At 51.4% G+C, this 276-nt stretch carries 1 protein-coding gene; it reads left to right on the top strand.

Translation table 11 applies throughout. The features are described from left to right. A partial coding sequence (locus G5A07_RS21255) for a hypothetical protein (protein WP_223107771.1) occupies window positions 1-203 on the top strand: 203 nt, incomplete at its 5' end. Window positions 204-276 lie beyond the last annotated feature (73 nt).

Here is a 276-nt window from a genome sequence, read left to right on the forward strand (position 1 = left end):
CCGATATCGAGATCTTCAGCCTGGCCATGGAGCTAGGCGATCGCGTCTACGCATTGTCGGTACAGCGTCACGGGATCATCGACGCACGCCTGGCGGAAGAAGGCATGCGGGTGTTCGACGCCTACCTGGGGCTCTACCTGCCGCCGATCCTGGAAAAGCGTAGCGAACCATTATCCGGATTTATATCCGATTTAAATCGATAGAAAATCCATAAAATCCTCTTAAACCGCTTCACAGTCCGATTTTTATCGGATATAAATCCGCCCATCACTCGAT

Origin of the sequence: Stenotrophomonas sp. AS012628, from assembly GCF_010608305.1 — a bacterium.
In the GTDB taxonomy this organism is placed as follows: Bacteria; Pseudomonadota; Gammaproteobacteria; order Xanthomonadales; family Xanthomonadaceae; genus Stenotrophomonas; species Stenotrophomonas geniculata.